General features: G+C 40.1%; 17 protein-coding genes and 1 other RNA gene. 14 read left to right on the top strand and 4 right to left on the bottom strand.

Translation table 11 applies throughout. The features are described 5' to 3' along the window. Positions 1 to 44 precede the first annotated feature (44 nt). From ACPFYS_RS00990 to ACPFYS_RS00950, 9 genes are all read left to right on the top strand, one after another. Positions 45 to 1,259, top strand: a complete 1,215-nt coding sequence (locus ACPFYS_RS00990) for an argininosuccinate synthase (protein WP_427877033.1) — start codon at positions 45 to 47, stop codon at positions 1,257 to 1,259. 12 nt (positions 1,260 to 1,271) lie between these two features. Beyond that, complete coding sequence (gene argH, locus ACPFYS_RS00985) at positions 1,272 to 2,759, top strand: argininosuccinate lyase (protein WP_427877031.1); 1,488 nt, start codon at positions 1,272 to 1,274, stop codon at positions 2,757 to 2,759. 141 nt (positions 2,760 to 2,900) lie between these two features. Next, positions 2,901 to 4,220 (top strand): tyrosine--tRNA ligase, encoded by a 1,320-nt coding sequence (gene tyrS, locus ACPFYS_RS00980; protein WP_427877029.1) that lies wholly within the window; start codon positions 2,901 to 2,903, stop codon positions 4,218 to 4,220. 129 nt (positions 4,221 to 4,349) lie between these two features. After that, the gene (locus tag ACPFYS_RS00975; RefSeq protein WP_427877027.1) at positions 4,350 to 6,029 is read left to right on the top strand and encodes a hypothetical protein; all 1,680 of its coding nucleotides are present in this window, start codon (positions 4,350 to 4,352) and stop codon (positions 6,027 to 6,029) included. Positions 6,030 to 6,161: 132 nt separating this feature from the next. Next, on the top strand, positions 6,162 to 7,262 hold the full coding sequence (locus ACPFYS_RS00970) for an HAD-IIA family hydrolase (protein WP_427877025.1): 1,101 nt from the start codon (positions 6,162 to 6,164) through the stop codon (positions 7,260 to 7,262). A 34-nt stretch (positions 7,263 to 7,296) separates the two neighbouring features. After that, positions 7,297 to 8,094 carry a TlyA family RNA methyltransferase gene (locus ACPFYS_RS00965; protein ID WP_427877023.1) on the top strand — a complete coding sequence of 266 codons (798 nt, stop codon included), beginning with the start codon at positions 7,297 to 7,299 and terminating at the stop codon, positions 8,092 to 8,094. A 117-nt stretch (positions 8,095 to 8,211) separates the two neighbouring features. After that, positions 8,212 to 9,156 carry an NAD kinase gene (locus ACPFYS_RS00960; protein ID WP_427877554.1) on the top strand — a complete coding sequence of 315 codons (945 nt, stop codon included), beginning with the start codon at positions 8,212 to 8,214 and terminating at the stop codon, positions 9,154 to 9,156. A 59-nt stretch (positions 9,157 to 9,215) separates the two neighbouring features. Further along, complete coding sequence (recN, locus tag ACPFYS_RS00955; protein WP_427877021.1) at positions 9,216 to 10,991, top strand: DNA repair protein RecN; 1,776 nt, start codon at positions 9,216 to 9,218, stop codon at positions 10,989 to 10,991. Next, complete coding sequence (locus ACPFYS_RS00950) at positions 10,975 to 11,649, top strand: HAD family hydrolase (protein ID WP_427877019.1); 675 nt, start codon at positions 10,975 to 10,977, stop codon at positions 11,647 to 11,649. Before recN ends, ACPFYS_RS00950 begins: the two co-directional genes overlap by 17 nt. Before the next feature lie 39 nt (positions 11,650 to 11,688). Here ACPFYS_RS00950 and rnpB read toward each other — a convergent pair. Beyond that, an RNA gene (rnpB, locus tag ACPFYS_RS00945) (RNase P RNA component class A) lies at positions 11,689 to 12,063 on the bottom strand. A 215-nt stretch (positions 12,064 to 12,278) separates the two neighbouring features. Between rnpB and hpf the strand changes: the two genes are divergently transcribed. Together hpf and secA are read left to right on the top strand one after the other, a co-directional pair. Next, a complete protein-coding gene (gene hpf / locus ACPFYS_RS00940; RefSeq protein WP_427877017.1) occupies positions 12,279 to 12,947 on the top strand; it encodes a ribosome hibernation-promoting factor, HPF/YfiA family in 669 nt (222 codons plus the stop codon). 203 nt (positions 12,948 to 13,150) lie between these two features. Continuing rightward, the gene (gene secA, locus ACPFYS_RS00935; protein WP_427877015.1) at positions 13,151 to 15,937 is read left to right on the top strand and encodes a preprotein translocase subunit SecA; all 2,787 of its coding nucleotides are present in this window, start codon (positions 13,151 to 13,153) and stop codon (positions 15,935 to 15,937) included. A 93-nt stretch (positions 15,938 to 16,030) separates the two neighbouring features. Here secA and ACPFYS_RS00930 read toward each other — a convergent pair whose 3' ends face one another. After that, complete coding sequence (locus tag ACPFYS_RS00930) at positions 16,031 to 16,606, bottom strand: hypothetical protein (protein ID WP_427877013.1); 576 nt, start codon at positions 16,604 to 16,606, stop codon at positions 16,031 to 16,033. A 65-nt stretch (positions 16,607 to 16,671) separates the two neighbouring features. Between ACPFYS_RS00930 and ACPFYS_RS00925 the strand changes: the two genes are divergently transcribed. Next, on the top strand, positions 16,672 to 17,373 hold the full coding sequence (locus tag ACPFYS_RS00925; protein WP_427877011.1) for a lysophospholipid acyltransferase family protein: 702 nt from the start codon (positions 16,672 to 16,674) through the stop codon (positions 17,371 to 17,373). Between the two features lie 116 nt (positions 17,374 to 17,489). Here ACPFYS_RS00925 and ACPFYS_RS00920 read toward each other — a convergent pair whose 3' ends face one another. Next, positions 17,490 to 19,889, bottom strand: a complete 2,400-nt coding sequence (locus ACPFYS_RS00920) for a protein kinase domain-containing protein (protein ID WP_427877009.1) — start codon at positions 19,887 to 19,889, stop codon at positions 17,490 to 17,492. Between the two features lie 255 nt (positions 19,890 to 20,144). After that, the gene (locus ACPFYS_RS00915; RefSeq protein WP_427877007.1) at positions 20,145 to 21,278 is read right to left on the bottom strand and encodes a polyprenyl synthetase family protein; all 1,134 of its coding nucleotides are present in this window, start codon (positions 21,276 to 21,278) and stop codon (positions 20,145 to 20,147) included. A gap of 207 nt (positions 21,279 to 21,485) precedes the next feature. Here ACPFYS_RS00915 and ACPFYS_RS00910 point away from each other — a divergent pair, with 207 nt between their 5' ends. Continuing rightward, complete coding sequence (locus tag ACPFYS_RS00910; RefSeq protein WP_427877005.1) at positions 21,486 to 22,391, top strand: hypothetical protein; 906 nt, start codon at positions 21,486 to 21,488, stop codon at positions 22,389 to 22,391. 98 nt (positions 22,392 to 22,489) lie between these two features. Beyond that, positions 22,490 to 23,911, top strand: a complete 1,422-nt coding sequence (locus ACPFYS_RS00905; RefSeq protein ID WP_427877003.1) for an RNA polymerase sigma factor — start codon at positions 22,490 to 22,492, stop codon at positions 23,909 to 23,911. Positions 23,912 to 23,951 lie beyond the last annotated feature (40 nt).

Below are 23,951 nucleotides of genomic sequence, written 5' to 3'. Positions count from 1 at the left end.
TGCTCTGTATTGTTTAATTATACATGCGTGGCTGGGAGGCTGCAATGAATACTAATAAGCGTATTGTTCTGGCGTACTCTGGCGGCTTGGACACATCTGTTGCTATCTCTTACTTGAAAGAGCAAACCGGTAAGGACGTTGTAGCTGTTTCTCTTAATGTTGGTCAAGGTGGAGAAGCGTTAGATGCTATTAAAAAGCGAGCTATAGCATGCGGAGCAGTTGAGTCTTATGTTGTTGATGCAAGAGAAGAGTTTGCGAACGACTATTGCATGCTCGCTTTAAAAGCAAATGCAATGTATGAAGATGTTTATCCTCTTGTATCTGCTCTATCTCGACCATTAATTACTCGCCATTTAGTTAGCGCAGCTCACAAATTTGATGCCGACACGATTGCTCACGGATGTACAGGAAAAGGAAACGATCAAGTTCGTTTCGAAGTAGCAATTCAATCTTTAGACCCAAATCTAAAAGCTATTAGCCCGATTCGAGATTTGTCTTTGACTAGAGACGTTGAAATAGCATTTGCTAACGAGCACAATCTGCCAATAGAGCAGACTAAGAAAAGTCCATATTCAATTGATCAAAACGTGTGGGGACGAGCAATAGAAACAGGATTTTTGGAAGACCCATGGAATGCTCCAACTGAAGAATGCTACTCATACACTGCAAATCCTCTAGAAGCTCAGGATCCTGATGAAGTAACTATTACGTTCGAAAAAGGAATACCAGTTGCTATAGATGGCCACAACGTAACTCCGTTACAAGCAATTGAAGAAATGAACGCAAGGGCTGGAGCACAAGGAATTGGTCGAATTGATATTATTGAGGATCGACTTGTTGGAATCAAATCTCGTGAGTTATACGAAGTGCCGGGTGCACAAGCTTTGATTACTGCACATCAGGAGCTTGAAAACTGCTGCTTGGAACGCGAACAGCATCGTTTGAAGCGTGCTCTTGATAAAAAGTGGGCAGAATTCGTATATGACGGCCAATGGTTCTCTCCAGTAGTGCGTTCACTTAACGCGTTTATTAATGAAACACAAGAGCATGTTTCAGGTGATATTCGCATGACATTGTACGCAGGAAAAGCTGTTGTTACCGGCAGGCGTTCTGACGAATCTTTGTACGATTTTAATTTAGCAACTTATGATTCTTCAGATACTTTTGATCAGAAAGCTTCTAATGGCTTTATTGAGATCTACGGATTGTCAAGTAAAGTTGCTGCAGCTCGAGATATGCGCGTTTCAAAAAACAATTAAAAAGAGGAAAGAATGACTATGCACGATGCAAATACCAACGCAAAAAAACCAATTGCTTTATGGGGTGGGCGTTTTAATTCTGGACCGTCAGCAGCACTTTCGGCGTTAAGTAAATCAACTCAATTTGATTGGCGATTAGCTGATGACGATATTGCAGGTTCTAGAGCTCACGCTCACGCATTGCATCGTGCAGGTCTTCTTAGCAAAGAAGAGTATGTTGATTTATCTAAAGCATTAGATGAACTGCAAAAACGTGTCGATTCTAAAGAATTCGTGCCAATTGAAGAAGATGAGGATGAAGCAACAGCATTAGAGAGGGGACTCCTTGAAATTGCTGGTAACAATTTAGGCGGAAAACTTCGTGCAGGAAGGTCACGAAACGATCAGATTGCAGCACTTATACGCATGTTCTTGCGTAGACACGCTAGAATTATTGCGAAATTGCTGATTTCTGTTTGTGAAGCGTTAATAAAACAGGCAAAGGACGCAAAAGATGCTGTAATGCCTGGACGAACCCATATGCAACATGCTCAACCAATTTTGCTTGCTCATCAGTTAATGGCACACGTTTGGCCAATACTTCGAGATATTAATAGGCTTACTGATTGGGATCTGCGAGCAAACGAAAGCCCTTACGGAGCTGGAGCACTTGCTGGAAATACGCTTGGACTTGATCCGAATACTGTAGCTAGTGAGCTTGGTTTTTCAAAAGTTTGCGCAAATTCTATTGATGCTACTTCAAGTAGGGATATTGTTGCTGAATTTTCGTTTATTGCTGCAATGATTGGCGTTGATATTTCGCGCTTGAGTGAAGAAATTATTATTTGGAATACTCAAGAATTTGCTTTTGTGCGATTAGATGATGCGTATTCAACTGGCTCTTCGATTATGCCTCAAAAGAAAAATCCAGATATTGCTGAACTCGCAAGAGGTAAATCTGGTAGATTAATTGGCGATTTAACAGGATTAATGGCAACTTTGAAAGGTCTTCCAACTGCTTATGCAAGAGATTTGCAAGAGGATAAGGAAGCTGTTTTTGATCAAGTTGACACTTTAGAAGTGCTGCTTCCAGCTTTTGCTGGAATGGTAGACACTATGAAATTTGATCTAAATAGACTTTATGAACAATCTGCTACTGGTTTCGCTCTTGCTACAGATATTGCGGAATGGCTTGTAAAGCAAGGTGTTCCATTCCGCAATGCTCATACGCTTTCAGGATTGTGCGTAAAGAAAGCAGAAGAAATTGGTGGAGATCTTGCAGATTTAAGCGATGCTGATTTTGCATCTATTTTAGACGGTTTTATTAGTAAAGATAAGATTGCAAACCTTCGTACAGTGCTTTCAAGTAACGGATCTGTTTCTGCACGATGCGCGCGAGGAGGAACAGCATTTCCTCGTGTAATTGAGCAAATAAACGAGGCTGAAGCGGAAGTAATTAAATATAACAAATTTGCTACTTCTGTAAGTGACGGATCTGCTTATTATTCATGTGCAAAATAATCTTTATAAGATTACAAATATTGTGTAGCAATTTTGACAACTTAAGTTAATAGTGTCTCCATGTACTGCAAAAATTGAAAGGCTTGCGGACGCGCATAGCGCCCGATATTTATCGGTAATTTTTAAAATAAGGAGATACGAATGGCTCAGGTCAGGAATTACAAGGAAGCTGGTTTTACTTCCTTGTTTGAAGAGCTGAAATGGCGTGGATTGATTTCGCAATCTACTGACGAGAAGCAGCTTGCTCAAGCACTTGACGGAGAACCATTAACGTATTATTGCGGCTACGATCCTACTGCTGCTTCATTGCATATTGGTAATCTTGTGCAGCTTATTAATATGCGCCACTTGCAGGCTGCGGGTCATCATCCTATTGCTTTGGTTGGCGGTGCTACCGGTTTGATTGGCGATCCTCGTCAAAGTGGTGAGCGTACGCTTAATTCTAAGGATATTGTGGCAGCGTGGGCTGAACGTTTGCGTAAGCAGATTGGCCGAATTTTGCCTCTTGAAGGTGAAAACCCTGTTCGTTTTGTCAGCAATTACGACTGGGTTTCTAAGATGTCTGCTATTGACTTCTTGCGCGACGTTGGTAAAAACTTCCGCGTTGGCACAATGCTTGCTAAAGATATTGTGGCTCGTAGATTAAATTCTGATGAAGGTATTTCTTTCGCCGAGTTTAGTTATCAAGTTTTGCAAGGAAACGACTTCTTGTACTTGTTTGATAATTACAACGTTACTTTGCAGCTTGGTGGATCTGATCAGTGGGGTAATCTCACTTCCGGAATGGATTTGATTCGTAAAGTTCGTGGAGCTTCAGTAAACGTATTTACTAGCCCGATTATTACAGATAATCAAGGTCGCAAGTTTGGCAAGTCTGAAGGCAACGCCATGTGGCTTGATCCTTCTATGCTTAGCCCTTATCGCTTCTACCAGTTCTGGTTTAATCAGCCAGACGATGAGGTTGTTAAATTACTTAAAGTGTTCACGTTCTTACCAAAAGATGAAATTGAGCGCTTAGCTCAGCAGATTCAGGAAGATCCTGGAAGCCGTGAAGCTCAGCGTGTTCTCGCTTGGGAAGTTACAAGTTTCGTTCACGGTGAGGATTTAACTAATCAGGCTATTGAAGCTTCTTCTGCTCTGTTTGGTCGTGGTGATATTCATAACATTGACGAAAAAACTCTTGAGGCTGCTTTAGATGGTGTAAAGATTAAGTCTGAAGATGGTAGCTTAGATTTTGCTAAGGCCAATGTAGGAGATCGTGTGGTTGAAGCTGCAGTTTCTGCAGGATTGTTCCGCACTATTTCCGAAGCTCGTCGAGCTGTTGAGGCTGGTGGCTTGTATATAAATAATGAGCGTGTTGAAAGTGTTGATGAAGCTCTTGCTGATGATTATTTCTTGCATAATCGTTTTGCTTTGCTTCGTCGTGGTAAGAAAGCTATTGGTGCTGTAGAACGCGCATAGTTTTAATTTAGTTTGTTCTATAAGTGTCTTGTAATCATTTTTGATGATTTATTAGACGCTATTAATTTTACGAATATAGTAAAAATGCGGTTTTAATATGAATCGCATATGGATGAGAGGTATGCCAGAATGGGCGAAGAACGCGAACACTCGCGGAGTGGTAAAAGGTCTTTTGGTGAACGTGGCGGTTTTGGTCATCGTAATGGTGGTAAAAGCGGAGATAGACGTGGTTCGTTCCATAAAGACGGTTTCCACAAGGGTGGTTTTAAGAAAGGTGGTTTCCACCGTCATGATGATGATCATGGTGAAGGTTTCCATTCTGGCGTAAAACGCGATGGTGATCGTCGTTTCAATAGGAGTGACGATCGTAGAGATAATCGTCGTGATGGTTTCAAGAAGGACGGTTTTAAGAAACAAGGTTTCCACAAAGATGGATTCCGTTCTGACAATCGCGATGGTGAGCGCCGCTTCGAACGTAAAGATGGCGAGCGTCGATTTGATCGAAATCGTCGTTTCGATCGTAAAGATAATCGCTATGAGGATCGCAAGGATTATCGTCGTCCAAGAGATTTTGAAGGTAGTGAAGAAGGCGGAAATCCACGTTACAAGAAGTTTGATGGTGAGCGTCGTTTCGAACGTCAAGGTAATAACAGAAACGGCGATTTCCGTAAAGACTTCCGTAAAGATTCTCATAAAGACTCTCGTAATGACTTCCGTAAGGACTCTCGTAAAGATTTCCGAAATGGAGATAAGCGAGAATTTCGTGAAGATGAACGTCGCGATCGTCGTGATCGTCGTGAAGATAGTCGCCGCAGTAATGCAAAATCTAACTTCAATTTTGAAAACGGTCCTCGCCGCAATTCCGACGGCACGATGTCTTATCCATCGCAAAATCCTTACACTGCACGTCGCCCAGGCGAGCCTAAAATGCCTAAAGGCCTAGAATGGGCAATGCTTTCCAAGGAAGATCGTGAACGTTTACGCGGACTTTCTAAAGAGCATGCAGAAAATATTGGTCTTCATATTCTTGCAGCGTTTGCTTTAGAAGAAGAAAATCCTGAGCTTGCTTTAGATCATGCAAAGTGGGCTGCTAAGCAAGCTTCTCGTATTGATTTTGCGCGTGAAACTTTAGCTTTTATTTCTTACCGTCAAGGCGATTACAAGTTAGCTTCGAAAGAGTTCCGCACAGCTATGCGAATGAACGGTTATCTTGATTATTTGCCGTTCATTGCTGACTGTGAGCGCGGTTTAGGTAACCTCAACAAAGCTCTTGAGATTTGCATGTCTGATGATGCGAAGTATCTTAAGGGTGAAGTTAAAGCAGAAATGTTCCTTGTATATGCTGGAGTTCTAGCAGATACCGGTCATTTTGATAAAGCTATTGATTTAGTTCACGCAATGGGTCGCTCTAAGGGATTGCCTGGTGAGTATCGTATGCGTGCAGTTCAAGCGGAACAGTATTTCCTTGAAGAAGCTGGTCGCAATGATGAAGCTATTAATTTGGAATCTTTGTTAGACAAGCTTGAGCAACAGTATGCTGATGCGGATGATGACGATATTAATCCTGAAGATATTGTTATCGATTACGATTTAGAGCATTTAAATGATGCGATAATGGATGAAATCGGTGTTAGTGAAGATGATGCACGATTTGCTCCTGAGGAAGATTCTGAAGAAAAATCATCAGATGAGACTGATGAAGAATCAGAAGAATCAGAAGAATCAGAAGAATCAGAAGAATCAGAAAATGATGATGCTGATAACACTGACACAATCGAAATGAATACTGTCAAGCCTAAAGAAAATTAAGTATTCAATACTTTTTACATGCGCCCGGCTGCTTTATAGTAAGCCGGGCACTTGTTACTTATTGTGTAAGTAAAAACGCAAGAAAAACTTATAAAATTTTAAACTCTCAAATTCTAAAATACGGTGATTAAAATGCAGTTTGAAGCAAGAACCAATTTTTCCTGCAGCACACTACCTCTTTCTAAATCTTTTAGCCTTGCACTTTTAGACTTAGACGGCGTAGTTTATAGAGGCGGAAATGCAGTTGAGTATGCTGCTGAATCAATTGAACTTGCTGAAAATAGTGGCATGAAAATCGAATACACAACCAACAATTCATCACGATTCCAGTCAGTCGTAGCAAAACAGTTAGAAAGCTTCGGGCTGAAAGTAGAACCGTGGCAAATTATCACATCAGCTGTTGTAGCCGCAAGAATGGTTGCGCGTCACGTTGAAAGCGGATCAAAAATTCTTGTACTCGGAGCTGAACATTTGCGCGAAGAAGTTAAACGAGCTGGACTTCAACCAGTAAACTCTTGCAAAGATAACCCTAAGGCTGTAATACAAGGCTGGTATCCGCAGATGAGTTGGCAGGAAATGGCGGAAGTTTCGTTTGCTGTAGAACACGGAGCAAAGTATTTCGTAACAAACACAGATTTAACAATTCCACGCGAACTTGGTATAGCGCCAGGGTGTGGCTCAATGATTCAAGCTGTTATAAACGCTACAGGAGTAAAACCAGTTGCTTCAGCAGGAAAACCAGAATCCGCAATGTATGATGAAGCGAGATTTTTGGTTGCTTCTAATGCTAAACAAGATGATGCTGAATATGCAGAATGTACAGAAAAAGACGAGTTTGGAAATCCTGTAATTAGTATTGAACGTTCGTTAGCAGTAGGAGACCGTTTAGATACTGATATTGAAGCTGGAACAAGAGGAGGATACGAATCCTTGCTTGTGCTTACAGGCGTTACGGATCCTAGAATGTTAATGCTTGCTCCAAAACATTTGCGACCAAGTTTTGTTTCTAAAGATTTGAGAGGACTTAACGAAGCTCACGAAGCAGCACATTTTATTGGAGAAAATATTTCAGTATGTGCAAATGCAAAAGCAGAGCTTGTTGATAATTCAACTATTAAAGTAAATAGTTTAACTGATTGCAACTCTTTAAGAGCTGCATGCGCTTTAGTGTGGAAGCTGCAAGATGAAGGAAAGCCGGTAGAAAAATATAATCTGCCTGAGTTTTCGCTCTAATAATTAAGTTTCAAATAAAAACTAGGTTTTTACTATGACTTTGAACGATTATGCAGCGACTTTGTCAAATGATTCTACGAACCAAAGATTGGACTGTGCTTTAGTAACACGTAGTTTGGCTGAGACTAGAAATACTGCTCAACATCTTATTCGCGCAGGAGTCGTAAACGTAAATAATAAAAGTATTACAAAACCATCATTTCTTGTAAAAAATACAGATAGTATAAGCATTAAAAAGTCTGAAAATACAGAAAATTTACTTCGTTACGTTTCAAGAGGAGCACTAAAATTAGAAGGTGCTTTCGAAAAGTTTTCAAAATTCGGCTTAAATACTTGCGAATCAACTAAAGCACTTGATATTGGAGCTTCAACAGGCGGTTTTTGTGACGTTCTTTTGCAAAGAGGAGTTGAGTCAGTAATAGCACTAGACGTAGGTCACGGCCAGCTAAACACAAAAATAGCAAATAATCCTCACGTAATTGAAATGAGCGGAGTAAATATTAGAGACGTTTACGAAAAAGATTTGCCGTATAAGCCGAATCTTATAGTATCCGACGTATCATTTATTTCTCTTACTCTTGTTATTCCAGTAATCGCGCGCATAGCTGAGAAAAATGCGGATGTTGTGCTACTGGTTAAGCCACAGTTTGAAGTGGGCAAAGGAAATCTTGGAAAAGGCGGTATTGTTACAGACGCAAAGCTTAGAATTAATGCTCTTGAAACTGTGAAAAATTGTGCTAAAAACAACGGTTTAGAGGTGATAGCAACTCAAGAATCACCTATTGAAGGCACTCACGGAAACGTGGAATATTTACTTTATGCGAAAGTTTAAGACGCAAATTGCGCAAATATTTCAGCATCTTGCCAAATAATAATTGCTTTATGCAATATGGCATGCAGCAATTACAATAGTTACTGTTATGTGCAAGTAGTACGAGGGGACTGTGTGATGAAGGAAGATTTTTCAAGTGATACTTCTTTAGAAGTTCGTCGCGCACTCGTTGTAACTCATGCAAGATTAGATAGTCACAGTGCGGTAGTTAACCAAGTTACAACTCAGCTTACTAAAGCAGGTTTTTGCGTTGACCTGTTTCAAAGCGCGTCTGTTTCTGATTTTGCGCAAAAACCTAACCATGTAGTTGATGAGCATACTGAAATTGTTGTAGTGCTTGGGGGAGATGGCACTATGCTTCAGGCTGCGGAATTAGCTCACTGCACTACTGTTCCTATTATTGGAATCAATCTTGGCCATGTTGGATTTTTAGCTGAATTTGAAAGTTTCCAAATTGATGAAGCAATTCGAAGAATTGCAAACAAAGATTATTTTATTGATAGGCGTATGGAAGCGCATGTGGACGTTTGGCTTCCAGGTGAAAGTGAACCGCTTCGTGACTGGGCTCTTAACGATATTACGCTTGATAGAGCAGACAGAGGACGAATGGTTGAGCTTTCAATAAGAGTTGATGACGTTGAAATGTCATCTTTTGGCTGCGATGGAGTAATAGTTTCCACTCCTACAGGTTCCACTGCTTACGCATTTTCAGCAGGAGGATCAATTATGTGGCCAAATGTAGAGGCGCTTCAGCTTGTACCGTTAGCTGCGCACGCACTTTTCGCTCGGCCTCTTATTATTGGCTCAGGCTCTACTTTCACAATTGATATTCTTGAAGATTCATCGTCAGGTGGTTGGATTTGTTGTGATGGACGACGTCAACGAGCACTTCCACAAGGCTCAAGGATTCAAGTACGTCAGTCAAAAGACGAGCTTTTACTAGCTAGACTTTCCGGAGCGCCTTTTACTAAACGTTTGGTAACAAAATTTGATTTGCCAGTAGTGGGTTGGCGAGAACACAACAATAATGCGATGAGCAAAAATAATAGATTCAACAAGTAATTTGGAAAAATTTTAACGATTTTAACGATTTTAACAACGTAAAATAAACGAGGTACAGCGTGCTTGAAGAACTAGAAATACGAAATCTTGGACCAATCGCGCATGCGCTTATTACTCCTTCAGCGCACATGACTGCTATTACTGGAGAAACAGGTGCCGGAAAATCAATGCTGCTTAGCGCCATAAAACTCATTTCTGGTTCCCGAACTGAAGTGGCACGTGTATCTCCTAACGCTAAAGAAGCATGGGTTCAAAGCGTATTTAGTTTGCCAAAAACAAGCGAAGTTGCAAACATAATTAGTCAAGCTGGCATAAATCTTGAAATTTCAGAATCAGACAGCACTCAGCTAGACATGTACGTCTCAAGAACAGTGCCTAAAGAAGGAAGATCGCGAGCAACTATTTCCGGATGTGCAGTTCCAAAAACTTTATTAGAAACTGTTTGCTCTCAAATGGTTACTATTCACGGCCAGAGTGATCAACTTCGCATTGCTACAAATGCTAAACAACGTGAAATTCTTGATTTAGTCGCGCAAAATAATGATATTTTTGAACAATATCAAAATGCTTATAAAGATTGGAAAGACTCTCAAAATCTGCTAAATAAACTAGAAAATCAAGAATCTTCTGCACGCCAGCGTGCGGATTATCTTCGTGAATCTTTAAACAGAATACACGATATTAATCCACGACCTCATGAAGATGAAGAATTAAAAAATAGAAGAGATAGAATTGAGAATTCTGCGCAAATTCTTCGTGCAGTGAGCACTGCAATCGCATCTCTTGATTCAAGTCAGATTGATTATACTGCTAGTGAATCTTCAGATGCTGGAATGCTAATTGATCAAGCATCTCAGGCATTGCGAACTTTGAAAGTAGATAAATCTTTTGAAAATATTGCCAATCAGCTTGATGATATTCACGCTCAGCTTGACGATATTGTGATGCAGTTGTCTCAAATGCTTGATGTTGATGCAAACGAAGAAGATTTAGACGCATTAAACGAACGCATTCACAGTCTCACAGAAATAACAAAACGGTGGGGGCCAACATTAGACGATGTACTAGATTGGGCAGAAAAAGCTCAGTTTGAACTTGAAGATTTGGATGATTCGCCTGAAGCTATTGCGCGTGCTCGTGAGGATTGCAACAAAAAATATAATAAAGCTCTTGAAATAGCTATTAGACTTACTGAAACTCGAAAGATTGCTGCTAAGAAACTTAATGATGCTGTAAGTGAAGAATTATCTTTTCTTGCAATGTCTGGTGCAAAATTAAACGTAAATGTTAATTCTCATAAGAAGAATGATTCTGGCATAATTCAGCTTGATTCTAATGGTGCTGATGATGTTGAATTTCTTTTTAAACCATTTCCAGCTTCTCCTGATCTTCCAATAAGCAAAAGCGCTTCAGGAGGTGAATTGAGTAGGCTTATGCTTGCACTGGAGCTTGTTATTGCAAAGTTTAGTGAGCATGATGAGAAAATAATGACTTTTATTTTTGATGAGATTGATGCCGGTGTTGGTGGAAAAACTGCGGTTGAACTTGGAAAAAGATTATCTCAACTTTCCAAACACGCTCAGGTTATTGTTGTTACGCATTTGGCACAAGTTGCTTCCTTTGCAGATGAACAATATGCTGTGCAAAAAAATATTGTTGATTCTTCCGATACTGATAGTCAGGTAGCAGATACTACTGTTATTAGGCTAGATAACGAGTCTCGCGAACAGGAAATTGCTAGAATGCTTTCCGGTAGTGAATCTCAAACTTCATTAGTTCATGCTCGTGAACTTCTTTTAAGCAGTGGAAAGATTGCAGATGGTATTGATAAATAATTCCTCTATTTTTGCGGCAATTTTTGATTTCGACGGTACTCTTATCGATTCTCTTGGAGTTTGGGACGATATAGATAGAAAAAGTTTTGCTAAGAGAGGAATTAGCGTTCCTGACATATTCGCAGATACTACTGCAACTATGAATCCTCGACAAATTGCGGAATATGTTATCGAAAATTATGGTTTTTCTGACTCTCCTGAAGATTTAATTAAAGAGTGGTCAGATATGGCTTTTGACGCTTATGCAAACCATCTTCCTCTTAGAAATGGTGCTTATGATTACGTCAAATATTTACGTTCTGAAAAAGTAAAGATGATTCTTATAACAACTCTTTCTAAGAGCTTATGTGAGCCTGCGTTAAAAAGATTTGGTATTTTAGATTGCTTTGATTTGCTGCAATTTGGGGAAGATCTTTCTGAAGAAGGTAAGCATAGTTATAAAACTTATCTTGATATTGCAAAAAAGTTTCACGTAAATGCTGCTAATTGCGCAGTATTTGAGGATTCTTCAACAGCTTTGCGTTCAGCTCAAAAAGCTGGAATGCAAACGTATGGTGTTGTTGATGACATTAATGTTGAAATCCCTGCTGATTCTCCTTTTAAAGATTGTTTAGCAGTTTTTTCAGACTTTAAACATGCGCCAAGAATCAGCAAATAATAATTGAAGTAAAATCTTATACTTACTTAATTAATTTAGTTGGTGAGGTTTCACATACCCCGGGTTTTGTCGTGCGCACTAATGTGCACGGATGGTCATCCATCTCGATTTAACGTTACCGTTAAACTCTAGCAGTCTACCCGAAGACTTGAGCGAGCAGCTCTTAAACGTCTTCTGCTTGACCTTGCTCCCAATGAGGCTTGCCATGCGACTTACTGTTACCAGAAGCCCGGTGGTCTCTTACACCGCCGTTTCACCCTTACCTAAATAAAAATATTTAGGCGGTCTATTCTCTGCTGCGCTATCTCTCAGGTTGCCCTGGGCGGACGTTATCCGCCATTGTGCTCTGCGGAGCCCGGAAGTTCCTCAGTCACTCCGAATGAACATTGTGACCGCGACCATCGTGAAACCTCAACCTTCCTGATTATAGCAGAAAATATCAGTTTCGTAAAAAATTCGCTATTTTGATAGAAATTCTGAAATAAATATGAATTTTTTTGATTTAATTTAAGAACTCGCTATGTTCTGCTCTAATAAACAGATATAATGAAGTTACCGATGGCATCGTGGCTGTCGGAGTGATTCACATCGAGCACATAAGTGTTCGGTTCTACATGAGGAGGTTTCGCATGGATATCGTCATTACCGGACGTCATACGCAGATTAGGCAAAGATTCCGTGACGTTGTTGAAAGTAAGATGAGTCGTGTAACTGCAATTGCTCCTGATGCTCAGAGAATTCAGATTGTTTTGAATTCTGAGGGAAATCCACGGCAAGCAGATACAGCGAAACGAGTAGAGATTACGGTTATTGCAGGAAGTACTGTAATTCGCGCTGAAGCGTCTAGTGCTGACGAATTTAGTGCCTTAGATATGGCGCTTGATAAGCTTACGCTTCGTCTTCGTCGCACACGCGATCGTCGTAAGGATCATCGTCGCGGATTTGCAGAGATTACGCCTGTTGATTTAGGTTCTGCAGAACCTGAGGTTGAGACAACGGTTGTTCAGTCTGAAGAAGCAGAAGTTGTAAACAGTGCTGATGCTGCAGTTGCTTCAGATCTAGGACCTGGCGAATCTGTTGAGGTTAGTGTTGGAAGCACTCCAATTGTTATTCGCCGTAAGTTGCATATTGCAGAGCCAATGAGCATCGATGAAGCTCTGTATGAGATGGAACTAATAGGTCACGACTTCTTCCTGTTTGTTAACAAAGAAACTATGCGACCATCTGTTGTATACCGTAGGCACGGATGGAGCTATGGCGTATTTGAAATCGACACGCCTGAGCATGTAAATAAGTAGAAGAATAGAAATAAGAAGGTTGCGAATGCCCGTCTAGTGTTCTAGGCGGGCATTCTTATGAAATTTCGCAATCTATAAAATAAAAAATATGCGCGTATAGACTCGCTAGTTGTTAAAAATCGCAACCGTCGCGTAATATAGGCACAGTTTACGTCTACGTTGGCTAGGCCGTCAGCGCAGACATGACCTTAAGGGAGCAAAACGTGGTAGATATCGTCGATAAAGCCTTGCGCATGGGTGAGGGACATCAGTTAAAGCGTCTTGAAAATGTGGCCAAGGCTGTGAACGCGTTGGAAGATGAGATTTCAGCGCTTTCCGATGAAGAGCTAAAGGGACAAACAGCAAAGTTTAAGCAGCGTTTAGACAACGGTGAATCTCTTGATAAGCTTATGCCAGAAGCCTTTGCTACTGTGCGAGAAGTTTCTAAGCGTACTCTCGGTCAGCGTCACTTTGACGTACAGCTTATGGGCGGCGCGGCATTGCACTGGGGCAATATCGCAGAAATGAAAACTGGTGAAGGTAAAACGCTTGTTGCAACATTGCCTAGCTATTTGAACGCTTTGGAAGGTAAAGGCGTTCACGTTGTTACAGTTAACGATTATCTTGCTAGCTATCAGAGTGAGCTGATGGGTCGTATTTATCGATTCCTTGGCATGAGCGTTGGCTGCATTATTACAGATCAACAGCCTCCTGAGCGTCGTAAACAGTACAACGCAGATATTACTTACGGTACAAACAACGAATTCGGCTTTGACTACCTGCGCGATAATATGGCCTGGGAAAAGAGTGAGCTTGTACAGCGTGGACATCATTACGCTATTGTCGATGAGGTTGATTCCATTCTTATTGATGAAGCTCGTACGCCTTTAATTATTTCTGGTCCTGCGGAAGGCGACGTAACTCGCTGGTATCACGAGTTTTCAAAGATTGTTTTGAAACTTACTCGTGATACTGATTATGAGATTGACGAGAAAAAGAAAACTGCGGGTATTCTTGATTCTGGTATTGCTAAGATTGAGGATTATCTTGGTATAGATAATCTTTATAAGCCAGAAAACACTGCTCTTATTGGATACTTAAATAATGCTTTGAAAGCAAAGGAATTATTCCTTCGCGATCGCGATTATGTTGTTACCAATGGCGAAGTTTTGATTGTTGATGAGCACACTGGTCGTGTTCTTCCTGGTCGACGTTACAGTGAAGGCTTACATCAGGCAATTGAAGCAAAGGAAAACGTAGAAGTTAAGGCTGAAAATCAGACTTTTGCTACAATCACTTTGCAGAATTACTTCCGTATGTACGACAAGCTTGCTGGTATGACTGGTACTGCTGAAACTGAAGCAGCGGAGTTCATGGGTACTTATAAGCTTGGCGTTCTTCCTATACCATCGAACCGTCCAGTAATTCGTATGGATAAGAACGATTTGATCTTCCGTACTAAGAAAGAAAAGTTGGCTGCTATTGTGCGCGATGTAGCTATGCGTCATGCAAAAGGTCAGCCTGTTTTGCTTGGTACAGCTTCGGTTGAATCTTCTGAAATCGTTTCATCTTTGCTTGATGTTGCTCGTATTCCTCACCAGGTGTTGAATGCAAAGCAGAATGCTAAGGAAGCTGCTGTTGTAGCTGTTGCAGGACGTAAGGGTGCTGTTACTGTTGCTACTAACATGGCAGGCCGTGGTACTGATATTATGCTTGGCGGCAACGTTGAGTTCTTGGCTGATGCAAAGTTGAAGGCTGACGGTTATTCTCCAGACGATACTCCTGAAGAGTACGAGAAGCGTTGGCCAGGCGTTTTAGCAGAAGTTAAGGAACAAGTTAAAGACGAGCATGAGGAAGTTAAGAAGCTCGGCGGCTTGTATGTTCTTGGTACTGAGCGTCACGAATCTCGTCGTATTGATAATCAGCTTCGTGGACGTTCTGGTCGTCAGGGTGATCCTGGTGAGTCACGCTTCTACTTGAGCTTGGAAGATGATTTGATGCGTTTGTTTAACACTCAGCTTGTTGCTCGTGTTATGGCAAAGGGCTTGCCTGAAGGCGAACCAATCGAATCTAAGTATGTTTCTAACGGTGTTCGTACCGCACAGAAAACTGTTGAAGCTCGTAACTTTGAAATGCGTAAGAACGTTTTGAAGTACGATGACGTTATGAACAAGCAGCGTACTGTTATTTACTCTGAGCGCCAGATGGTTCTTAAGGGTGAAGACATTCACGAAGATATCTTAAAGTTTATTAAAGATACGGTTGAAAGCTACGTTCGTGGTGCAAATAACGGTTCAGATAAGCCAAAAGATTGGGATTGGGATGGCCTTTCTAAGGCTGTTAGCTCAATTGCGCCTGTTGCATTGTTGTCTTTGGATGAGCTTCGTAAGGAAGTTTCAACTCTTAAGGGCGATAAGGCTGTAGAAAAAGTTTGTGACAGTATAGCAGATAACGTTATTAATCTTTACAGTCTTTTTGAAGATCGTCTTGGTGCTGACAATTTGCGTCAGATTGAGCGCCGCGTAGTTTTGGCTGTTCTTGATCGCAAGTGGCGTGAACATCTTTACGAGATGGATTACTTAAAGGACGGTATTGGTCTTCGCGGCATGGGTCAGCGAGATCCGTTGGTTGAGTATCAGCGTGAAGGCTATCAGATGTACAATTCCATGATTGAAGCAATTAAGGAAGAAAGCATTCAGCTTCTATTCCACATTGATATCAATCAGCTTGCTACTACAGAAGATGAAGAATCTGACTCTGAAGTAGATGAGGATGTTGCTGAAGCCTCTGCTGAAGTAGACGCACAAGATCGCCAGTCTGGAATAGTAGGACCTCAGCCGTTAAGCCATGCTGAAGGTGATGTTCCTGTAAGCAAGCGACCAAAGGCAGAAGAGTGGAAGACTCCTTGGGCTGATGGGCGCACATTCCCAGGTACTAACAAGAATGATGATTGCCCATGTGGTTCTGGAAGAAAATATAAGCTTTGCCACGGCCACAATGAAGAAAAGTAAATCTTCTTAAAGTACTAGATACGATTAAGCGCACGGAATTGAAATAATAATTTCGTGCGCTTTTCGTTTTAACTTTTAATATGTGAATTGTAACTATACGCGAGCACCATTCTCATATTCATCATAGTCTTGGTAATTTTTAGACTTTCTTCTATGCGATAAAAGACCAGCTCCACCAATAAGAACACAAAATGCGCTAAATATTCCAACATACGAAGCAATATGTGGCAAAAATGCGGCTAGAATCACTCCAGCAACACCGAGCAGTAATATTAGCCATAAAACTATTAAAGTGCCCTGAAGGCTAGAAAAATGCGGATCTGGAGGTATAAAATCATCACCGTACTCGTCCATCGTTTTATCAACATCAAGCCAACTAGATTGAATATTGTCACGAGGTCCGCGAGAATCGCGTAAATTAAAGAAAGATTTATGCTCGTGAGTTTTATTTGAAGAAATATCTTTAGGCATAACAGCTTTGCGCAAACGCTTCTCAAAATTTTTCGCACTACGGGAGTTTATTATATCTTTTAAATCATCCTCATGCTCAGAGAGAAAAGCAGACCAATCCTCATCATCATTTTTCTTACTATTCGAAAAACCATTTTGGTTTTTGTTACCAGACTGTTCTGCAGGGTGAGGGTCGTTGGTATTCTTAGAAGTTGTCATAACTACTACTGTAGCAAGTCTGCTTGATTCGTAGATTTTGCCGCTATATGCGGAAAGGATGTCGCATGCTGTATTGGTTCTTCGTGAAGGGACTTGGATTTATCGCTCGAATGAGAATACATCCAACAGCAAAAGGCGTACAAAATGTGCCGAAAAAGGGCGGTGCGATTATTGCAGCAAATCATCTTGCTGTTATTGATGATGCACTACTGCCGCTTACTTGTCCTAGAATGATCCATTTCATGGGCAAAGCTGAATACTTTGAAGGTAAAGGATTAAAAGGACGTTTCAAAAAGTGGTGGTTTACTTCTGTAGGCGTATTCCCAGTAGATCGATCTGGCGGAGCTAAATCTCTAGGAGCATTGAATCATGCTAAGGAGATTCTTGAAAAAGGTCAACTTTTTGGTATTCATATTGAAGGCACAAGAAGCCCAGATGGTCGCTTATATAAAGGACACACGGGAGCAGCTCGCTTAGCTTTAGAAACAGGGTGTCCTATAATTCCTGTAGCAATTATTGGCACTCGCGATTTGCAGCCAAAAGGGAAAGTAGTTCCTAATAAGGGCAAAACTCAGGCTATTTACGGAAAACCTATTACGGTGGAAAAAGTAAATAATGTTGAAGATATTACTCGAGAACGTTTGCGTGAAATCACTGATAAAATTACAAATTCTATTAGAGAAATGAGTGGGCAAGAATTTGTAAATGAGTATGCGCAGACTGTAAAACAACGCATGAAAGAAGAAGCAGGAACAAAACAGAAATAAAGCAGAAATAAAAAGCTGATATTTAAAAATATTTCATGCTGCAAATTAAAAATTCTGGCACTGTAAAAGAACGTTACTTTCGCAGTGCCAGAATTGTTTAAATCAGAAAACTAAGCTTAAATAACAGTTAAAGTTATTACAGTAGGGTTTCCATTACTATCTTTTACACGAACTTCAGTATCAACTCCAGGAGACTGGAATCTTACAACATGCATTAAATCACCAAGAGGAGCTTGAACTTTTACGCTAAGTCCTAAAGCTTCAAGAATTTTTCTCGCTTCATCAGTGTTCTTACCGCAAACGTTCGGCAATTTAACAGTTTGTGGACCTTTAGATACCACAATCTTAACTTCATCTCCCCAATGAAGCTGAGTTCCAGCAGATGGAGAAGTGCTTATAATTTTTCCTTTATCAACAGTGTCACTATTTTCTTCACTAGAAGTCACTTTGAGCTTAAGTTCCCGAAGCGCACTAGTAGCATCATCCTTAGTTTTATTAGCAATATCAGGCATTTGAACCGGCATAGGTCCTTTTGAAAGAACCAATTTTACTGGTTTATTATGATTCATACGAGTACCAGGTTCTGGACTTATAGCAAGAACAGCACCATCTGGAACATAAAGCGAATAATCATCAACCGACGAGCTATGAATAATATTCGTGAAACCGGCTTTTTTAAGAGCCTTAATAGGTTTTTTACCATCCTCAGTATTAGGATCCATGATATTTTGAGGAATAGTAGCCTGTCGAATTCCCTTAGAAACTACAACATGCAGAATACCGTTACTATGTTTGCTTAAATGAGAACCGACCAATTCTGGATCAGTTTTTACAATCTTACCGGCTGCAATATCATCATCAAATGCTTCAGTAATATCGTAAGGTATTCCAGAAACTTTAAGAGTGCGCTCATAATCTTTCCATAACACATTAGTTATCTTACAAACTTCAGGATTCTTGCATGATAAATCATCAGGTTTTGGCAAAGACCAGTAGCTTCCAGGACCAGCGAAATACCAGTAGCATCCTCCTGCAACCGATAACGCTGCAACAGAAGCAAAGCAAGCTAAAATAATAACTACTTTTTTATATGATTTTTTAGAACCTTTAGAAATTCTTTCAGTAGTTTTATTCTTACTTTCCGCAGAAAGCTGAGTGAGCTTTCTAAGTTCGTGAGAGTTTAAAGCAGTAGTAGGAAGATTATTATCATTAAACTGCTCTAATGGATCAGAGTAGGAATTGTTAGAAAAATCTTCTAAAGTATTTTGATTACTCGCATAAGCGTTTCTATTATTATTCCAAATATTTCTAGTAGAGTCAGAATCAGAATAGAATTCTCTTGCACCTACCGAATCGCTCGCTTTAGTAGAATCAGCATTATTGCTTGCTTCTAAAGTTGAGTCATTTGTAAATATTGGTTCCTGCTCATCACGGTTAATCTCATCCGTTATAGTTTGATAAGTCTTATAATCTGAGTCACTTTGAGCACTGTTATTATTATTAGAATCATCTTCAGACGATAAAACCATTGGGGTAGTAGGCGGTATTGGTGGCTCTTGGGAAGATTCTGCAGTGCGAGTTAATTTATTAACAGGAGATTCGTTAGAATCGATTTCTTCGTCAGCCTGATATTCTTTTTGAAGCCTATACTTCCAATCTTCAGGAGAAAGTTTAGAACTAATACTACGAAGCTTAGCTAAAGCCATAGTTGCGTCATCAGGTCGTTTATGCATGTCTCGCTGAGTCAAAGAAGAAATAAAATCAGCAACAATGGGGCTTATTCCTTCGCATACAGTGGAAAGAGACGGAGTGTCTTCATGAACATGCTTAAAAACGAGCGTAACAGGATTATCTGCGCTAAAAGGTACGCGCCCAGCAAGCATTTCCCAAGCCATCATTCCAGCAGAATACAGATCACCCTGAGTTGTGGCAAGATTGTTTTCAATCATTTCTGGAGCAAGATACGCAGCTGTTCCAAGCAGAAGACCTGTTGAAGAAAGTGTAGCTTGAGAAATTGCTCTAGCTAAACCAAAATCAGTAATCTGCACGTGACCGCGGTCGTTAATAAGAATGTTTTCAGGCTTTATATCCCTATGAACAACACCAGCTTGATGTGCAGAAGATAATCCGTCTAAAACTTCAGCAAGTAAGCGCAAAGTTTCTTTCACTGTGAAAGTACCATGAACGTTCATCTCATAACGCAAATTAACGCCATGAACGTATTCCATAACTAGATAATCAAGTCCATCATATTCGCCAGTATCATACACTTGCACTATATGTGGGTTTGCTATAGCTGCAGCAGAAGTAGCTTCTCTGCGGAATCTAGCAATGAACTGCTGCCGATGAAGTCCTTGAGCTAGTTGCGTATGCATTATTTTGATAGCAACTGGTCTACCGAGCCGTTCATCTTGTGCCTGATAAACCGTAGCCATACCGCCTTCTGCTATTTTTCGCACAATACGGTAACGGTTTTCGATGCACATGCCTGGTTGCGTATTTGTAGCTTCGTCCATATGTTGCAAATCCTTATGTGCTTACGATTGTTTCTACTTATGAGTGTACAAGCATAACAGTATGCAATGGTAGTTATATCGTGTTTTTTCTAATATTTATACGCTTTTTTACAAATTTGTGCCCTAAGTAACTTATAAAAACGCAACTTTCGCAAGATTCATCTAAGGACTTTTACGTAAAATCATGCATAAACTACACGTAAAACTATACGCAATAATCTACGTGACGCTATTTTGCGTTTATATACTTAGGTACTATATTCTCCAATCTGAAGGTATAAACTTTTCTGCCATACTTATAAGCTTATTCTTACCTTCTGCTTTAAGAGGAGAATCTTTTATAGCAGATAAAGTTTCCTGCCAAAGTTTGTAAATTCTGTGCTTAGACTTTTCAATAGCTCCGGTTGAATAGTATATTTCTATAATTTTTTTAACGTCATCATTATTTCTATATTCAGATTCGTATGCTTTTTTAAGTAGCAATTTTTCATTCTGATTTCCCAGAGAAAGAGCATCGGCGAGAAGTACAGCACGTTTTCCTTCACGAATATCACCGCCTATAGGCTTACCTGTACGTGAAGTATCAGAAACTATATCTAATAAATCATCAGCAAGCTGGAAAGCAATACCTAAAGGTTCGCCTACATTTTTAGCTGTTTTCTTAGCTGCAGCAGTATCAACTCCAGCAGCAAGTAATCCTAGTTCAATTGGAGCAATAGTCGTATAGCTTGCAGTTTTCCAACGAAAAACATTAATCGATGATTCAGCTAACTGGTTTGGGTCGTCCAAAGACATCAATTCAATAGACAAATCAAGAACTTGTCCTATGCCAACATTTTTTTGCATATCAGCAAATGAGGAAAGCAAATCTTGACTATTATAAAGTTTTTTTGACGCTTCTCTAGTAATATCAAAGCTTTCTGTTGCAAGTATGTCTCCAAGCATAAGACCTAATCCGGTACCAATATGCTTATTCTTACAAACTTCGCTTAAAGCACAGTATGCGCTAGGTTTGCCTCTTCTTAAAGAAGATTCGTCAATAATATCGTCATGAATAAGAGCAGCAGTTTGGAATACTTCTAAAGCGCAAGCAACGTCTATTACAGCTGTTTTTTTCGTAAGAAATTCGAGATTATTATAATTTTTGTCTATTAAAGAATCAGTTTTATCATCTAAATGTTGATTGTAAGCTGCGTCAAAAGCAGAAAGAAGAAGCAAAGCTCGTAATCTTTTTCCACCTTCACTCGAAGAAATTGCTTGAGTTATAACAGTTTTTAAAATTTCAGAACAACTTGCAGTAAGATTTTCGCAAGCTTCAGATTGGAATTGATTTGAAATAAGCTCGCTAATGCGCGTTTCTATAAGTGTCAGGTTTGAATCAACATCCATAATATGAAGTTATCCACATACCGGAGACAATGTAAACCTAGTGTTTTGTAGTGCTAAGCAAGCTTATAACCAAAATATAAAATTTTTCTTGCTTACTTTTAGTGATATTGAGAAACTTGCATTACCAAGTTGAAAATAACGAATTTGGTGAAAGAAAACTATCTTGCATGCGGGGAATGCAATACAAAGAAAAGAAGGGAATAAATCATGGTATCGGATGTTCTTAATCGCCCATTGTTTAATAGTGTAGACGACTTTGATATTAAAAATCTTGCAAATATTTATGCAAAAGGTAATCAAGATTTTCTAAAAAATCCAAACGAATTTGAAGAAGCACTATCAACTTTTGATGATTTAGAAATTTTCGCTGGAGAATCGGCAGAAAATTTTGATTACGAATCTTTAGATAACAGATACAGTATTTTGTTAAATTTTTCTAGAGAGTACGTTTCGCATAATAACAGTGAAAAAGATGAGTGGATTAATGGTTTGCGATTTTGGGTGCCAAAACTTTCGCAATATTTTCTGAGAAAAATTTCTAAAAGTGGCAAACAGTTTGCTACTTACTCAATTTCTTCTCAATCACTTACAAACTGGTTTAAAACTTTCTCTGATCCAGACGAAACGCTAGTTGGGCACGACTTTATTGCACTGCCTATTGCAATGTTTCATAACATTAACGTTCGAGATGCTATGCTTATGTGCATTTTGGATGAAAATAGAAAATGGTATAACGAAGAGTCTTTGCATGATTTGGCATGGATGACTCATACTCCGGATATTTCGAGAAATTTGCGTAATTGTTTAGAAGAAAAATTTACTCAAGAATGTACAGTTCCAAATATTTGTAAAGCTTTAGATGCAAAACATATGCTTGAATCAATGGCATATGTAGTGAAAGATATACCAGAGCTAACAGTACAAGTTTACGCTTTACTTTCTTATATCTGCTGGTGGTTCAGTATTGGAGAAGTAGATGCTTATGTTAATAAAGCTTTGGCAATTGATCCAGATTGTTCAATGGCAAAAATTGTAAGAGGAGCGCACGAGCATAATATTCAACCAGCGTGGTGCTCAAAATTCGCCACGCCGCGCAAAGAATCTTGGGAATAATCGTCCTTAGAAGATGGTTAACTGCTTAAGGTGAAAAATTGCCCTTGCTATAACTATATCCTTATGGTATAAGCAAGGAGTGCTGCAGGAGGAACAGTTTGACGAGCGAAGTTAAAACGTCTGCCGAAGAGCTTGAAAATGGTGAAGAAAATATTACGCACGATTCGCGTAAAAACAATAGTTCTAGTAAAGGCAAGACTAATTCTTCGTCATCAGCAGTTTCTCACAAAAGCCGCACTAAAACAGAAACGGACGCATACGATTTGAGTGATGAAATGACGCTTGACGATTCCGAAACCATGCAAGATCATTTAGATGATGTTGACGAAAGCCTTGATAACGAAGATCATATGACGCTGGATGATTTAGATGACATTCAGCCTGCTGACATTGATGACGTAGACGATCTTAGTGATGTTGATGATGTTGTAGATGATCTTGTTGATGAGCAAGAAGAGATTGACGACGTTGAGGATTCAGAGGAAACCAAGCCTGAGGTTCCACCAGTTCCGCAGGCTAAAGGCGCGTTTATTGTGCGCGATGATGATGACGATGATAATCTAACTCCTTCTGGAAATCCAAAGCGCAGAGTTGTAGCAACTGGTGCTACTGCAGACCCTGTTAAAGATTACTTGAAGCAGATTGGTCGCGTAAGCTTGCTTAACGCAGAGCAGGAAGTTGATTTGTCGGAACGTATTGAGGCTGGCTTGTATGCTCAGCATTTGCTTGATACTGAGATTGATCATATGGAATTTAAGCGCAAGCGCGAACTTAAGTGGGCTGCTGCTGACGGAAAGAAAGCAAAAGATCATCTTCTTGAAGCAAACTTGCGTCTTGTGGTTTCTCTTGCTAAACGCTATACGGGTAGGGGAATGCTTTTCCTTGATTTGATTCAGGAAGGTAACCTCGGTTTAATTCGTGCTGTAGAAAAGTTCGATTGGAAGAAGGGCTTTAAGTTCTCAACTTACGCAACCTGGTGGATTCGTCAGGCCATTACTCGTGCTATGGCAGACCAGGCTCGTACTATTCGAGTTCCAGTGCACATGGTTGAAGTTATTAATAAGCTTTCTAGGGTTCAGCGTCAGATGCTTCAAGATTTAGGTCGTGAACCTACGCCAGATGAGCTTGCACGCGAATTGGATATGCCTGTTGAAAAGGTGCAAGAAGTGCAAAAGTACGGTCGTGAACCTATATCTTTGCACACTCCTTTGGGTGAAGATGGTGATTCTGAGTTCGGTGATTTGATTGAAGATACCGATGCAATCGCACCATCAGATGCTGTTGCATTCTCACTTCTTCAGGAACAGTTTAGGCAAGTTTTGGAAACTTTGGCACCTAGGGAAGCCGGCGTTATTAAGATGCGCTACGGTTTGGAAGATGGTCAGCCAAAGACTTTGGACGATATTGGTCGAGTGTATGGTGTTACGCGTGAGCGCATTCGTCAAATCGAGTCGAAGACTATGTCTAAATTGCGTCATCCTTCGCGCTCGCAAACTTTGCGTGACTTCTTAGATCAGTGATTGGTTGAAAATATTTGTTGGAGTGTCGTATTTTTGCTGC

This window comes from Gardnerella sp. 2492 (assembly GCF_050320365.1).
In the GTDB taxonomy this organism is placed as follows: domain Bacteria; phylum Actinomycetota; class Actinomycetes; order Actinomycetales; family Bifidobacteriaceae; genus Bifidobacterium.
This window is presented reverse-complemented; position numbering and strand designations above follow the sequence as displayed.

Excerpts from the sequence above, each read along its gene's own strand:
- ACPFYS_RS00990 (WP_427877033.1), top strand. The coding sequence starts at position 45 with ATGAATACTAATAAGCGTATTGTTCTGGCGTACTCTGGCGGCTTGGAC.
- argH (WP_427877031.1), top strand. The coding sequence starts at position 1,272 with ATGACTATGCACGATGCAAATACCAACGCAAAAAAACCAATTGCTTTA.
- tyrS (WP_427877029.1), top strand. The coding sequence starts at position 2,901 with ATGGCTCAGGTCAGGAATTACAAGGAAGCTGGTTTTACTTCCTTGTTT.
- ACPFYS_RS00975 (WP_427877027.1), top strand. The coding sequence starts at position 4,350 with ATGGGCGAAGAACGCGAACACTCGCGGAGTGGTAAAAGGTCTTTTGGT.
- ACPFYS_RS00970 (WP_427877025.1), top strand. The coding sequence starts at position 6,162 with ATGCAGTTTGAAGCAAGAACCAATTTTTCCTGCAGCACACTACCTCTT.
- ACPFYS_RS00965 (WP_427877023.1), top strand. The coding sequence starts at position 7,297 with ATGACTTTGAACGATTATGCAGCGACTTTGTCAAATGATTCTACGAAC.
- ACPFYS_RS00960 (WP_427877554.1), top strand. The coding sequence starts at position 8,212 with ATGAAGGAAGATTTTTCAAGTGATACTTCTTTAGAAGTTCGTCGCGCA.
- ACPFYS_RS00950 (WP_427877019.1), top strand. The coding sequence starts at position 10,975 with ATGGTATTGATAAATAATTCCTCTATTTTTGCGGCAATTTTTGATTTC.
- hpf (WP_427877017.1), top strand. The coding sequence starts at position 12,279 with ATGGATATCGTCATTACCGGACGTCATACGCAGATTAGGCAAAGATTC.
- ACPFYS_RS00930 (WP_427877013.1), bottom strand. The coding sequence starts at position 16,606 with ATGACAACTTCTAAGAATACCAACGACCCTCACCCTGCAGAACAGTCT.
- ACPFYS_RS00925 (WP_427877011.1), top strand. The coding sequence starts at position 16,672 with ATGCTGTATTGGTTCTTCGTGAAGGGACTTGGATTTATCGCTCGAATG.
- ACPFYS_RS00920 (WP_427877009.1), bottom strand. The coding sequence starts at position 19,889 with ATGGACGAAGCTACAAATACGCAACCAGGCATGTGCATCGAAAACCGT.
- ACPFYS_RS00915 (WP_427877007.1), bottom strand. The coding sequence starts at position 21,278 with ATGGATGTTGATTCAAACCTGACACTTATAGAAACGCGCATTAGCGAG.
- ACPFYS_RS00910 (WP_427877005.1), top strand. The coding sequence starts at position 21,486 with ATGGTATCGGATGTTCTTAATCGCCCATTGTTTAATAGTGTAGACGAC.